The following is a 14,773-nucleotide window of genomic DNA, read 5'->3' on the forward strand; positions in this document are numbered from 1 at the left end:
GTGTGCGGGCTTGTTTGCGGATGCTTAACGCACCACGCAGTCGATGGCGGCAGGCTTGCCGCTGTTGGCGCCGGCGCCCGTGCTGGACAGTGGCGCCGAAAACGCCGGCGGCGGCGTGAACGGGATGCCGGGATTGACGGGCAGCATCACGGGCGGCTGCTTGAAGCTGGGCGTAAAACCGAACTGGCCGGCAGCAAAATTTTGCGTCCCGGCAGGATTGGTGACATGAATCAAGCCATCGAGCACCTGCACATACAAGCCCGGCGCCCTCGCCACCCCGACTGGCGGCGATACCGTTGGCAGCGCCGGTGCCGACGGTGCTACGTAACTGGCAACAAACGTCGTGCCGCGGATGCCGATGGTGGCGGCCGGCGTCTTCATCTCGAAGCGCTCCTTGTTGCGCTTGCCCAGCAATCCCGTGACGGAACGCAAGCCCCCCTTGAGCAAACTGAAGATCGCATGGTCGCCATCGGGCTGCTCGGCCGTGTAGCTGAATTGCTCGATCACGAAACTGGTATTCGGCTTCAGGGTGATTTCGCTATTGTCGATCAGCTTGATCAAGGCATAGGTCTCCTTTTCCGTCAGCAAGGTGTCCCCCTGCTCGACTTCGGACTTGATGGCCAGGATTTTCACCTTGCCATCCGCCTTCTTGGCCATCAGCGGACCACTCAATTGCATCACCGTGCCGGCCACCTGGCCGGCCCAGGCGTGCGCACCCACGCACATCAGGGCCAGCCACAGCAGGGCCTTAATTGCAGTACATTTTTTTAGCAGGGTCATCGAATTTGTATCCTGTGGGTTTATCTGTGGCATCGGCAACATCCTTGCTGTCCGGCTTCTTGTCGTCCAGCTTGGCTGGCGGCGTGGACGCGAGCGTATCGTTGGCACGGTCAGCCTGCTTGATGATGCGCAAGGCATCGTCGATGGCCGCGCTCGTGGCGGCATCGATCACGGGCTTGTCGATGGTCGTCGCTGGCAGGAAGATGGCGTCCGCCATGCTCACCGTGCCATTCGGCGCCAGCAGAATCACGCCGCTGCGCTGGCGGTTGATGCGCACGCCCGTGTCGCCCGTGATGCTGCCCGTTTTCGCCAGCACGCTCATGCTGGACACTGCCGGCAAAGCGACGCTTGCCGTGTCCGCAAAGCGCACATGGCCTTCCGCGGTGGCGGCAAAATTGCCACCACTAACAATCTGCGCATTGCCGCCGACATGGATGTCGCGACCCGCCGTCAAACTGACATGGCGCGCAGCTGCCAACTGCGCGCCATCGCCCAGCAGCACGTCCGTGCTGGCATTGAGGGCGATATCATTGCCCTCGATCTTGCCGTTGACAGTGACGGGGCTGTGCGCCGTCACGCTGACGTTGCCGCCGTTCGCATTGATATTGCCTGCCGCGACACCGCCCGTGTTGTCGATGGCGATATTGCCCGCGCCTGTGGTGAGCGTTCCCAAGGTCAAGGTGCCCGGCGCCGAGGTATTGTTCAGCGCAATGCCGCCACCTGCACTATTGCTGGCGGTAAAACTACCCACCTGGTTGCCCGCATTGTCCAGCACGATGCCATCGCGCGCCTGCGCAGCCAGGCTGCTGGCGAGCAGCGCGCCGTCCTGGCCGATGGCGCCGTTCAGGGCGCTCAATTTCACTTCGTTCGCCGCCAGGCTGGCGAAACGCAAGTTGCCATTGGCTTGCGTGATGGCCAGCTGGCCCGCGAGCCGGATGGCGCCGGCCGCCTGGCTGAAGCTGTTGGCGACGAGCAAGTTGCCGTTGCCGCTCAGCAGCCCGCCGCCTTGCGCGTAGCGCTCCGCCGACAGGCTGCCGTTCAGCAGCAAGCTGCCGCCGTTGATTTCCAGGCCGGCCAGGCCACTCAGCACGGAGAGGTCCAGCGCGCTTTCCCCCAAGGTCAGGCTGCCGCCCGTCAACAGCAAGCCCGTCGCCGAGTTCAGGTTTTTCAGGATGGTGCTGCCGGCCGCCGCGCTGTAGGTGACGATGCCCTTGCTGTTGCTGAAGTCGACCGCCAGCACGTTCGCGCCTTCCGGCACCACGCCGCCGTCCCAGTTGGCGGCATCGCTCCACAAGCCGCTGCCGCTGCCGACCCAGGTGGACAATTGTTTTTGAGCAATTGATGCCTGCGCCGTGCCGCCCGTCGTTTCCAGGGTGTAGTTGCCCGCATCGGCGCCCGCCAGGCGGAAACCGCTGGCCGTCACCAGCTTGCCCGTACCCGCATTCTTGTCGGCAAAGCTGCCGCTGCCGCCTACCACGCTGACCACATCCTGGCCCAGCACGCCGTTCGCCGACGCGCTGACCGCCGCGGAAGTGGTTCCGTCATACACCTTGCCGGCGGCACTCAGGCTTGCCAGGGTCAGGCTGGCCGGTGTAATGCTGGCCAACAAGCCCGTCGGCAAGACGATAAAGTAATTGCCTGCATCGGCGCCCGTCAGCGCCGCGCCGCTGAGCTGCACGGCCTTGGCCGCGCCCACGTTCTTGTCCGCAAAGCTGGCCACCGCCGAGGCCGTCAAACTGTCGCCAGCGATACGGTCATCACCCAGACTCAGCTGCGCACCCGTCGTGCCATCGTAGACCTTGCTGCCCACCACGCCAGACAGGTTCAGCGCGCGCGCCGCGATATCGGCCGTCGTGCTACCCGCATTGCTGCCCAGCACATAGTTGCCCGCGTCACCGCCGCTCAACGCCACATCCGTGACATTGACGGCCTTGCCGGCACCCGCATTCCTGTTGCCAAACGCGGCATTGCCCGCCACCGTCAAGGCGTCACCGTTGATGCGGTCGTCGCCAAAGTGCACTTGCGCGCCCGTCGTGCCGTCATACGTCTTGTTGACGCCGCTGAAGCTCACGTTCAGGGTGCGCGCCGCGATGTCGGCCGTGGTGCTGCCCGCATTTCCATTCAGCACGTAGTTGCCCGCGTCACCGCCGCTCAAGGCCACATCCGTGACATTGACGGCCTTGCCGACACCCGCGTTCTTGTTGCCAAACGCGGCATTGCCCGCCACCGTCAGGGCATCGCCCTGGATGCGGTCGTCGCCGAAATTCACTTGCGCGCCCGTCGTGCCGTCATACGTCTTGTTGACGCCATTGAAGCTCACGTTCAGGGTGCGCGCAGCGATGTCGGCCGTCGTGCTGCCTGCATTGCTGCCCAGCACATAGTTGCCCGCATCGCCGCCACTCAACGCCACATCCGTGACATTGACGGCCTTGCCCGCACCCGCATTCTTGTTGCCAAACGCGGCATTGCCCGCCACCGTCAGGGTATCGCCCTGGATGCGGTCGTCGCCAAAGTGTACTTGCGCGCCCGTCGTGCCGTCATACATCTTGTTGATGCCGTTGAAGCTCACGTTCAGGGTGCGCGCCGTGATGTCGGCCGTGGTGCTACCCGCATTGCTGCCCAGCACATAGTTGCCCGCGTCACCGCCGCTCAAGGCCACATCCGTGACATTGACGGCCTTGCCGGTACCCGCGTTCTTGTTGCCAAACGCGGCATTGCCCGCCACCGTCAGGGCATCGCCTTGGATGCGGTCGTCGCCAAAGTGCACTTGCGCGCCCGTCGTGCCGTCATACGTCTTGTTGACGCCGTTGAAGCTCACGTTCAGGGTGCGCGCCGCGATGTCGGCCGTGGTGCTGCCCGCATTTCCATTCAGCACGTAGTTGCCCGCATCGGCGCCCGTCAGCTGGCCCGTCGCCACCTGATAATCGACCACCTTGCCAGTGCCCACATGCTTGTCGCGGAAACTGCCCTGCAACCCTGTCATGCTGACCTGGTCGCCCGTCACAAGGCCCTCGAAGTAGCCGTTCAGGCCAGCCTGCAAAGTGCCGTCGTAGACGCGGCTTTGCGCGCCCGTGACGCCATAGTTCAGCACGCGCGCCGTGATGTCGGCCGTCGTGCTGCCCGCATTTCCATTCAGCACGTAGTTGCCCGCATCGGCGCCCGTCAGCTGGCCCGACGCCACCTGGTAATCGACCACTTTTCCGGTGCCCACATGCTTGTCGCGGAAGCTGCCCTCCAAGCCGGCCATGCTGACCTGATCGCCCGTCACCAGGCCCTCGAAGTAGCCGTTCAGGGCCGCCTGCAAGGTGCCGTCGTAGACGCGGCTTTGCGCGCCTGTGACGCCATAGTTCAGCACGCGCGCCGTGATGTCGGCCGTGGTGCTGCCCGCATTTCCATTCAGCACGTAGTTGCCCGCGTCGGCGCCCGTCAGCTGGCCCGTCGCCACCTGGTAATCGACCAATTTTCCGGTGCCGACGTGCTTGTCGCGGAAGCTGCCCTGCAAGCCGGTCATGCTGACCTGGTCGCCCGTCACCAGGCCCTCGAAGTAGCCGTTCAGGCCAGCTTGCAAGGTGCCGTCGTAGACGCGGCTTTGCGCGCCCGTGACGCCATAGTTCAGCATGCGCGCCGTGATGTCGGCCGTCGTGCTGCCCGCATTTCCATTCAGCACGTAGTTGCCCGCATCGGCGCCCGTCAGCTGGCCCGTCGCCACCTGATAATCGACCACCTTGCCAGTACCGACATGCTTGTCGCGGAAGCTGCCCTGCAAGCCGGCCATGCTGACCTGATCGCCCGTCACCAGGCCTTCGAAGTAGCCGTTCAGGCCAGCCTGCAAGGTGCCGTCATAGACGCGGCTTTGCGCGCCCGTGACGCCATAGTTCAGCACGCGCGCGCTGATGTCCGCCGTGCCGTCCGCCGTGGTCGCGGCCAGGCTGTAGTTGCCCAGCTCATTGCCGCCCAGGGCCAGGCCGCTGGCATGCACGGCCTTGCCGTTGCCCGCATTCTTGTCGAGGAAGGCGGCGCTGCCACTGATGCTGATGTTGTCGCCCGCCACCACATTGCCCAGCACGAAATTGGCGCCGTCGTAACCCAGGGTGCCGTCATAGATCTTGCCATTGCCGCCGATGCTCACCGTCAGCGCGCGCGGCGTGATGGCGAAAGTCGTCGTGCCGCCCAGGCTGATGTCGTACTTGGTCGACCACAGGCCTGTCGCTGCATAGCTGCCCACATTGCGCGCGTTGCTGCCGTAGCCGAGGCTGCCATTTACGCCCGTGTCGCCGTCGATCAATCCCACATAGCCGATCGAACCGAGGAAGGCAGCCAGCTGGCCATCGTAGACCTTGCCCGCAGCATTGCCAGAAAGGTTCACTTGCAGCGGTTTCAGGAAAGCCTTCAGCATCGGCGTCGTGTAGCCATCGTAGATGCGCCACACGCTGCTGAAATTGTAGTCGTTGAACATGCCCTGCTGCTTCATCTGCGCCGTGCTGCGTCCGCTGGAACCACCGCCATCCATCAGCACCAGCGATGTTTCATAATTGAAAAAACCATAGCTGAAACTGGAACCGGAAGACACGCGGCCGGCTACCGCGCCGACTGCCGCATAGCCGCTGCCAGTCACGGCGCCACTGCTGAAGACATGGCTGACGCTGCCCGTGCTTTCGCCGACCAGCCCGCCCATGTTTTCCCAGGCGAGAATGGGATCGGCAACGCCGGCCCGGCCCACGGCACCGCTGGCATACGCATCATCGATGCTGCCGCCGTTCAGGCCCACCAGGCCGCCGATGCTGCGCGCGCCAGTGACATTGCCGGTGGCATAAGACTGGCTCAGCGCGCCCTGGTTATTGCCAACCAGGCCGCCGATCATTTCACGCGCGCCCGTCACTACGCCGGTGGCGTACGAGGTCGTGATGCTGGCGCCGGACGCATTCAATCCCGCCAGGCCGCCGATGGCGCCGCCGCCATCGGCATTGATGCCGGTGACGGCGCCGCTGCTGGCGGACAGCGTGATGGCGCCCCCGTTGCTGCCCACCAGGCCGCCAACATTGCGCTGGCCACTGACGGCCATGCTGCTGTTCACGCCATCGATATTGCCGCTGACGACCTCGCCCGCCAGCGCGCCCACGTTGGCCGTACCGGTGACGCTGCCGCCGCTCAGGGTCAGGTTGCGCAAGGTGCCGCCCTGGACGGTGCCAAACAGGCCTGCCGCCGAACCGGACGCCAGGCTGCGGTCGATTTTCAAGTTACTGAGAGTAAATCCAGCGCCATCGAACACGCCGGAAAAACCGCTGCCGCTGCCGGCGATCGGCATAAAACCCTGGCCATCGTTCCAGTTCGCGGTGCCGCTGGCGTCGATATTGCCCGCCAGGCGATAGCTGTTGCCAAGGCCGAGGCTGCCGATGCCTTGCAAGCCATGGATATCGGCGATCAGATAGGGCGAGGACGAACCGCCGTCGCCGCCTGCCGCGCGCAGGAAGCTCCCCTGCGCGATGCTGAAACCGCGCGCGGAAAACGCGGGCAGGCTGGCGCTGTTCTGCACCCAGCGGCCGCCATCGAGCAGGAAGTCGCCGCCCACGCTGACGGCGCCGCTCGCGCTGATGTTATTGCCGGAAGCCAGGGTCAAGCCCTTGGCCACGCTGAGGGGGCCGTTCAGGTTGATATTGCCGCCCGTGCGCAGCACAAGCTGGTTCAACTCGCCTTGCGACGCCAGGTCCATCGCGCCCACGAGATTGACGACGCCGGCAAAACTGTCGCCGCCCACCTGCACGGTGCCGGCGCTGATGGTCTTCAATTCCGCTTCGCTCAAACCCAGGCTGCCGGCATTGTCCGCCGCGCCCGTGCCCAGGGTGATGGCGCCCACGCTGGAACGGCGGTTCAGGCTGACGGTACCACCCGCCGTGGCCGCTATCGATTGCGCGCCGCCGCCCAGGCTCATATTGTCGGCAACCAGATTGACCGCGCCGGCGGACAAGCCGCCGCCACTGGCGAGCGACAGCAAGCCACCGGCCGTGGCGGTGAGACTGCTGCCGTCCTGGCGCAGCGCCAGCGTGTTCGAGACGAGCACATTGCCGCCGCTTTCGAGCACCAGGTTTTTCACGCCGCCGTCCGCCGCGACCGTTGCCAGGTCGATCGCCTGCTCCACCGTCAGGTCGCCGCCTGCAGCGCTGCCGATATGCACGCTGCCGGCGGCGATGCGGTTCAGTTCGGCGTTTGTCAGGCGCAGGCCGCTGCCGGGCTTGTCACCCAGCGCGATCTGCCGTCCCGCGCTGAACGCTTGCAGGGTCACCCCGGCATTGCCGGCGGCGCCGCCAACATTGATGGCGCCGTTGATGCTGATGTTGTCCGCCTCCAGCAGCACCGTCTGACCGGTGACGCCACTGCCCAGCAGCTGATCGCCGCTGCCCGTCAGGTCGATGGATCCACCGGCGACATTCGCGCGCAAGGTCAAATTGCCGTTGCCGACATTCACGGAGCCGACGCCGAAAGTGACGCCGGCGCCGGACAACCGTACGTCGCCATTGCCGCTGCCGAGCGCCGCGTTCAGATTCACATTCGAGCCGGCGCCATAGGCCATGCCAGCGGCCGCATCATTGGCCGACAGCGTGATATGGCCGCCATTGGTGGTGATGGGCGCATTGACATTGATGATCTCGCCCGCCTGCGCCGTCAAGCCCACGCCTTGCTGCGCGATGTTGATGGCGCTGTTGAAATTGATGCGGTGCAGGGCCTGCAGCGTGACGTTGCTGCTGGCGCCGGAAATGAGGTCGGCGCCGATGCTGGCGTTGCCGGTGGCCGGAGAGTCGGCGAATTGATCGAAGGAACTCAGCTGGCCGCCCGAACCGGCGACCACGGTGATATCGTAAGGATCGAGCAGCCAGTTGCCCCGCTTGCCATGCGCCGCGCTGGTATTGACGCGGATGCCATCGACGGCCAGGTAATGGCCGGATGTTTCCACGAAGCCCCCGTCGCCGCCCTGCGCGCCGCCGCGCGCGGAAATGCTGCCGTGTACCTGGGCCGATTCATTGCCCCAGGCGATGACCTTGCCGCCGTTGCCGCCATGGACGGCATCGGCATTGACGCTGGCGTCCTTGCCGACGAGCACCTGCCGCGCATTCTGCACGGCCGCGTTCTTGCCTTGGTAGTCGCCGCCCAGCAGTACCGTGCCGCCGCCCGTGGCGCCGCTGGCGTCGATTGCCGCATTGCCCAGCAAACCCACTTGCTCGCCCAGCACCTGGATGTCTCCCCCCTTGCCCACCGCGCCAGTGGCGCTGGTAACGCTGCCCGCCTCCAGCAACGCCTTGCCGCTGGCCTTGAGCACGATCCTGCCATTCTCGCCGACGACGGCGCTGTTGGCGTTGAGTACGCCGCGCTGGCTGACCAGCGCGCCGGCCATGCCGATGCTGCCGCCCTGGGCGATGATCTGGCCCAGGTTCAGGGCCTGGTCCGCTGGTGCCGAGACCAGCACGCGCAATTGCGGATTGCCGGGGTCGGCCAGCTGCACGCTGCGTCCGGCCGCCAGGATCACTTCGCCATTTGGCGCCGTGATGATGCCCGTGTTTTCCACGTTCGGCGCGATCAGCAGCACTTGCCCGCCCTTGCCCGCCTGGATCAGGCCCGCATTGCTGACACCGCCTGCCACGCCGCCGGCCGTGAACTGGCGCTTGCCGGCCAGGAAATCCTCGTTCGTCATGCCCAGGCTGGACGCCACCAGCCCGTTCACGTCCACTTTCGCGCCCTGGCCAAAGACGATGCCGTTCGGGTTGATCAGGAAGACCTTGCCGTTCGATTCGAGCGCGCCCAGGATCTTGCTGGGGTCTTGTCCCGTGATGCGGTTGAGTACGGCGCTATTGCCGTTCTGCTGGATGAAACGCGTGATTTCACCCGCATGGATGGAAAAGCTCTGCCAGTTGATGATGGTGTTGGGCGTGTTCGTGATCGAGAAGATGTTGCCCTGCTGGTTGAACGTCGCCTGTCCGTTGACCACCTGCGGCAAGGCGGGGTTGGCCTGCGCCGCGCCGAAACAGCCGGCCAGCAGCAGCGCCAGCGCCGTGCGGCGCAGGGGCAGCGCAAAGGGTGACGAAAAGGATGGCGTCAGGATGAAAACGGAGGCGTGCTGGACATGGTTGTGCATGGTGTTCATCCTGATACTAGTAGGCCAAGGCGAGGCGGAAATGCAGGCGGTTGGCGCCCCGCTGTCCCGTGTCGCCGCCATTGACGACATGGGCGTAATCGAGTTGCAGATTGGCATAGCGGCTCAGCAGTAAACGCAGGCCGAGGCCGCCGCTGCTGATGCCTTGCGACGCGCTTTCGCCGGGCAGCCCATGGTTGCGGCGCAGCCATGCCGTGTCATAGAACGCCAGTGCGCGGCATTGATAGCCGAGTGCCTGGCCGCACCAGTTCGGCGTATACAGTTCCAGGTTCAGGTTGACGCCCGAATCATTCGATACCTCGCGCTCGGCAAAGCCGCGCACGGACGCGGCGCCACCGGCGCCGAACTGCTCGCCCGGCACCAAGGCGTCGGGCGTGACTTGCGCGTTGACGAGCGCGCGCCATTGCCAGTCGCCGGCCAGCACGCGCCCCGAGCTGGCGCTCAGGCGCAGGGTGTTGTAGGCCGCCTTGGCATGCGCGCGCACGCGGTCGAAATCGGCTTGCGCGCCATGCTTGCCACCAGGGATATTGTGCGCGAAGGTGACCGCCACGCTGGTCTCGCCCGTGGGCAAGGTCCAGCTGCCGATGTAGCTGACGCTGAGCGGATGCACGGTGACGTCGGCGCCCAGCTCCATGCCGAACAGCTGCACGCTGTTGCGGTAAGCCTTGTAATCGACGCCGTACACGAGCTTGGGTTCGAAATCGCCGCTGCGGGCAAAGTTCTGGTTGTAGCGGATGCCGGCCATGCTGCCCTGGCCGCTGACGGCCAGGTCGAAGATGCCGGCCGAGACGCTGCCCGAATCGACGTTCGAATAGCTGGCGAAGAAATCCATCGAGTCGCCCAGCGCATACAGCGGCAAGTGGTAGCCGGCGCCATACACGCCCACCTTGTCCGGCTTTTCCAGGCTGCTCGTGTATTGCAGGCTGGCGACATGGTCGCGGCCGAACAGGTTGGCATGCTGCAGCACCACGCCCACGTGCGTCTTGCCCGTTTGCGCATTGCCCGTATTGTCGACGTTGAGCATGGCTTTCCAGGGCTTTTCATCGGCCACCGTGACGATGGCGTCGATGGCGCCCGCCGGCTCGTCCGCTTGCAGGCGCACTTCGATCTTGCGCGCCGGGTTTTCATTGGCCAGCCTCAGGCTTTGCGACAGGGCCGGCACGTTCGGCGTCTCGCCTTCGCGCAGGGACGGCAGGGCGCGCCGCACGTTGGCCTCGTCGACATGCTCGTTGCCGCTGATGGCGAGCTTGCCCAGCGGCGTTTGCAGCACGCTCAGGCGCACCACGCCCCGTTCCAGTTCCTGCTCGGGCAATTGCACCTGCACGGCGCTGTAACCGCGCTCGCGGTAGGCCGCTTCCAGCGCCTCGACGGCGCGGGCGATGTCGGAAAAATCGCGCTGCGCGCCCGTGTAGGGTGCCAGCAAGGCTTGCACCTGCGCGGACGTGAGCAGGGTATTGCCCTGGACGTCGAAGCGGCGGATCTCGAAGCGCGGCACGCCGTCTTCCTGCATCGCAGGAGCAACGTCATCCATGGGAACGGCAGCGCCGGCGGCGCCGACGGCGAACAGCAGCGCGGAACCCGCAAGCAGGTGCACCAAACGATATGTCATGTGAAGGATTTCTTGTGTAACCGGACAAGCGCGCGGCCCGCAGGCGCCAGCATGTCCGGCAATGGATTGAAGACAAATTTTAGACGGCTTTTAGTTTCCAGTCAGAAATTTCTAACATTTCTCCCTGATTTTTATCGCAGCGCAACAAACCGTGCGCCGGCGAGGGTGAAAAATGCGGCCATCGCTTGCATTTTCGGGCGCGATGGCGGGCTATTTGCTGTGCAATGCTGTCACGCCATCCCAGTCGGCAGGCGGCGGCGCGTTGCGGTACTGCTCCAGGCGCGCCGCGTACAGCCGGTACAGGCCGTCATCGGGAAAGTCCGCCTGCAAGCGGGCCAGCTGCGCGCCAGCCTGCTCCCAGTCGCGCGCGCGCAGACTGGCCAGCACCGCATGCCAGCGTTCCATCTGCGCCAGCTCCGCTTTGCCGGCGTCGGCCAGCAGGCCGCGCGGCTCGAAGATGGCCACCGCTTCCTGCTTGCCCAGCACGCGTATGCGATCGAGCTCGCGGTACAGGAAATCCGGGGCGGCGGCGCGCGTGACCTCGCCCACCACGATGCCCACGCCATACAGCTTGCTGGCGCCTTCCAGGCGCGCGGCCAGGTTGACGCTGTCGCCCATCACGGTATAGGCGCGGCGGATGCGCGAGCCCATGTCGCCCACATGCATGGATCCCGTATTGATGCCGATGCCGATGCGCAGCGCCGGCCAGCCGCGCGCACAAAACTGCCGGTTCAGCCGCGCCGCGCTGCCCTGCATCAGCAAGGCGCTGGCCACGGCCCGGCTGGCGTGATCGCCAAAGGCGACGGGCGCGCCCCAGAACGCCATCACGGCGTCGCCGATGTATTTGTCCAGGGTGCCGCCATGGCTGTCGCGGATATCTTCCGACATGGCCGTCAGGTACTCATTGATGTATTCGCGCAGCGCGGCCGGCGCCAGCTGCTCGGAAATGGCCGTGAAACCGCGCACGTCGGCAAACAGCACCGTCAGTTCGCGGTTCTCGCCCTCCATGGTATAGCGCTGCGGATCGTCGGCCATCTCGGCCACCAGCTCGGGCGCCACATATTCGCCGAAGCGCGCCACCAGCGCGCGTCCCTTGCGCACCTCGAAAAAATAGCCCCACGCCAGGTTGGCGATGAACAGTGCAAGGATCAGCAGCAGCAGCACGGCGCCGCCCAGCACCAGATCGTGCGCGGCGTACAGGTACAGGTTGATGCCGATGGCCGCCGCCAGCGCGCCCACGGTGGCCAGCATCACGCCGGCCGGCGGCAGCACTGCCAGGGCGCCCGCGAGCAGCAGGCCACACAGCACGATCTGCACCAGTTCCAATGCCAGCGCATAGTCGGGCCGCGCCTTGAAGCGCCCGTCGAGCATGGACTTGATCAGGTTGGCGTGCACCTCCACCCCCGGATACTCGGCATTCACGGGCGTGGCGCGGATATCGTTCAAGCCGGGCGCCGTAGTCCCCACCAGCACGATGGCGCCCTTCAGCAGCGCGGGCGGGACCGTGCCGGCCAGCACGTCGGACGCCGAGACGTAGCGGAAGGCGCCGCCATCGGGGCCGCCCGTGCCGCGGTACTGCACCGTGGTCGTCAAGGCTTCGCCCACGGGGATCGCCATCGCGCCGCGCGGGGTGAACAGCATGAGGTGTTCGAGTCCGCCGTTGGCCAGTTCGCGCGCCGACAGGGTGTCGGCCGTGCCCGTGAAGCGGGGGGCGATGGCGCGCGCTTGCAGGTAGACGGCCACGGTGGCCAGCGACAGCGAAGGATAATAGCCGTCGCCGATGCGCTGCAACAGGGTCGAGGAACGCACCACGCCATCGGCGTCGGTCAGGGCCGTGAAGATGCCGGCGCCTTGCGCGGCCGCCTGCAGGGGCGCGATATTGGCTTCGTAGCCGCGCGCCACGTAGGCCGTGACGCTGCGCCCGTTCAAATCGGCCACGGTGAAGGCCGGCTTGGGCAGCACGCCCTTCCTTTGCTGCTCCGAGACGCTGTAGCCCAGCACCACGGGCTGGCCGCGCATGGCCTCGGCAAACAGGCCATCGTAATCCATGGCGGGGCGCAGCTTTTCCAGCTGCGCCGGCAAGCCGGCCACGCCCGCCAGTTCGCCATGCGCCAGGCCTTGCAGCACGGCGTAGCCGGAACTGGTGTCCGCTTCGGGAAACGCGATATCGAAGCCCAGCGCAGACACGCCGTAATGGCCGGTGAGCTGGCGTACCAGACGCGCCTGGATATCGCGGCTCCAGGGAAAACGGCCCACCCGGGCCAGGCTTTGCTCGTCGATGTCGACGATGACGATGCGGCGGTCGAGCTGCGGCTTTTCCGCGCGCATGCGCCAGTCGCCCAGCATGGCGTCCAGCCGCGCGATGTTGTCGTTGCCGGCCAGGCACAGCAAGGCCGCCGCCAGCGTCAGCAGTATGCCCAGCAAGCAACGCGCCCCATGCTTGCGCAAGGCCAGCGAGGACTTCAAGGGGTATAGCCTGGAATGGCCGCCTCGTCGACGGCATCGATCTGGCTCGGATGCATGTGCTTTTCAGCGAAGGTCAGATAGACTTTGCTGCGGATGAAGACGTCGAACAGCTCCGGGTCGATATGCCCGTTCAGGCTGAAATTGCCGAGGATGCGCAGGGATTCGGACAGCGACTTGCCCTTCTTGTAGGGCCGGTCGCGCGCCGTCAGGGCCTCGAAAATATCGGCGATGGCCATCAGCCGCGCCGGCACCGACATCTGCTCTTTCGTCAGCCCGCGCGGATAGCCCTTGCCATCCATGCGCTCGTGGTGGCCGCCCGCATACTCGGGCACCTTTTGCAGGTGCTTGGGCCACGGCAGCGCTTCGAGCATACGGATCGACACGCTGATATGGTTGTTGACGATGGCCCGCTCGGCCGCCGTCAGGGTGCCGGCGCGGATGGTCAGGTTTTCCGTCTCGTCGGCGTCCAGAAAATCGCGCAGTTCGCCATCGGCCGCGCGCCAGCGACGCCTGGCGATCTGCCGCACGCGCTCCTGGTCCGCCTGCGCCATGCTTTCGCCGCCGATGTTCACCCTGCGGATGAAGTCGCGCTCTTCGCGCAGCGCGGCCTGCTCCTGCGCCAGCGCGCGGGCAATGGCATCTTTCTGCTGCGGCTGCGCCGCCTGCTGGCGCAGGGCCGCGATCTCGGCGTCGCGCAGCAGCACTTCGTAGCGCGTATCGATCAGGGCGATGCGGTCAAAAATGGTTTCCAGCTTGGTCGCCTTGTCGACCACGTGCACGGGCGTGGTGATCTTGCCGCAATCGTGCAGCAGGCCGGCCAGCCACAGTTGCTTGCGCTCATTGTCGCTGAGCCGGAAATCGGCCAGCGGCCCGGTGTCCGTCGCATGCGCGGCGTCCGCCAGCAGCATCGTCAGCTCGGGCACGAACTGGCAGTGGCGCCCCGTGTACGGCGACTTTTCATCGATGCCGATATTGATCAGGGTAACCAGCGATTCAAGCAGCTCTTCCAGCTGCGAGATAAGCAGTTGATTCGTCAGCGCCACGCCCGCCTGCGCGGCCAGCGCCTCGATGAAGCGTTGGTCGGTGGAGGAAAAGGCGCGCACCTGTCCCGTTTCCCCATCCTTGGCATTGACCAGCTGCAGCACGCCGATCAAGTCGCCCTCGTGGTCGCTCATGGGCACCGTCAGGATCGATTGCGTGTGGTAGCCGTGGTGGCGGTCAAACTCGCGCATGCCGGAAAAATTGAAGCCCTCGTCGCGGTAGACGTCGGCGATATTCACACTGCGGCGCAGGTTCGCCGCATACGCGGCCACCGATGCCAGATTCGGCTGGCCGGCAGCGTCGAACAGGGGCACGCCGGGCAAGCCCATGTCCGCCCCCTGCGCGATGCCCAGGCTGTCGTTGACGCTGATGTCGAACGCCAGCTGGCGACCACCGGCCATGGGCCGGTACAGGGTGGCGCCATCGGCGCCGCTCATGCTTTTTGCCAGCAGCACGATGCGCTGCAACAGCGCGCCGATATCGTGCCCCTCGCCGCCCAGGCCATGGCCGAGCGCGACACTGAGTTCGGTCAATTGCTCCAGTCTGTGGGCGATTTTCTCAGGGTGCAGCTGAGGCATGTTGGCGGCAATCAGGTAATGGGCAAGCAAAAAAGGGAAGTCGGCAAGCGCCAGTGTAACGGCCACCCTGCGCACTGTACATTACTTAGTTACAACAAAATGAAATAACTTTCCGTATCGCAACACGCATAAATGTTGCCGCCAATCTCATTAATT

Annotated in this window: 5 protein-coding genes; all 5 read right to left on the reverse strand. The window is 65.4% G+C overall.

From position 1 onward, the window contains the following. Positions 1 to 24 precede the first annotated feature (24 nt). The gene (locus CSQ91_RS13750) at positions 25 to 780 is read right to left on the reverse strand and encodes a FecR family protein (RefSeq protein WP_257217340.1); all 756 of its coding nucleotides are present in this window, start codon (positions 778 to 780) and stop codon (positions 25 to 27) included. Next, positions 749 to 8,905: a YDG domain-containing protein gene (locus CSQ91_RS13755; protein WP_099388734.1), complete on the reverse strand. Its 8,157-nt coding sequence runs from the start codon at positions 8,903 to 8,905 to the stop codon at positions 749 to 751. The genes CSQ91_RS13750 and CSQ91_RS13755 overlap by 32 nt, the downstream gene beginning before the upstream one ends. A 16-nt stretch (positions 8,906 to 8,921) precedes the next feature. After that, the gene (locus tag CSQ91_RS13760; RefSeq protein WP_099388735.1) at positions 8,922 to 10,532 is read right to left on the reverse strand and encodes a ShlB/FhaC/HecB family hemolysin secretion/activation protein; all 1,611 of its coding nucleotides are present in this window, start codon (positions 10,530 to 10,532) and stop codon (positions 8,922 to 8,924) included. 210 nt (positions 10,533 to 10,742) lie between these two features. Next, the gene (locus CSQ91_RS13765; RefSeq protein WP_257217341.1) at positions 10,743 to 12,998 is read right to left on the reverse strand and encodes a CHASE2 domain-containing protein; all 2,256 of its coding nucleotides are present in this window, start codon (positions 12,996 to 12,998) and stop codon (positions 10,743 to 10,745) included. Next, entirely contained in the window at positions 12,995 to 14,617 is a 1,623-nt protein-coding gene (locus tag CSQ91_RS13770) for a GAF and HD-GYP domain-containing protein (RefSeq protein WP_099389264.1), read from the reverse strand. Before CSQ91_RS13770 ends, CSQ91_RS13765 begins: the two co-directional genes overlap by 4 nt. Between the last annotated feature and the right edge of the window lie 156 nt (positions 14,618 to 14,773).

The organism is Janthinobacterium sp. BJB301, from assembly GCF_002735685.1.
In the GTDB taxonomy this organism is placed as follows: domain Bacteria; phylum Pseudomonadota; class Gammaproteobacteria; order Burkholderiales; family Burkholderiaceae_D; genus Janthinobacterium; species Janthinobacterium lividum.

Coding starts and splice junctions, on each gene's coding strand:
- CSQ91_RS13750 (WP_257217340.1), bottom strand. CDS start 780: ATGACCCTGCTAAAAAAATGTACTGCAATTAAGGCCCTGCTGTGGCTG.
- CSQ91_RS13755 (WP_099388734.1), bottom strand. CDS start 8,905: ATGCACAACCATGTCCAGCACGCCTCCGTTTTCATCCTGACGCCATCC.
- CSQ91_RS13760 (WP_099388735.1), bottom strand. CDS start 10,532: ATGACATATCGTTTGGTGCACCTGCTTGCGGGTTCCGCGCTGCTGTTC.
- CSQ91_RS13770 (WP_099389264.1), bottom strand. CDS start 14,617: ATGCCTCAGCTGCACCCTGAGAAAATCGCCCACAGACTGGAGCAATTG.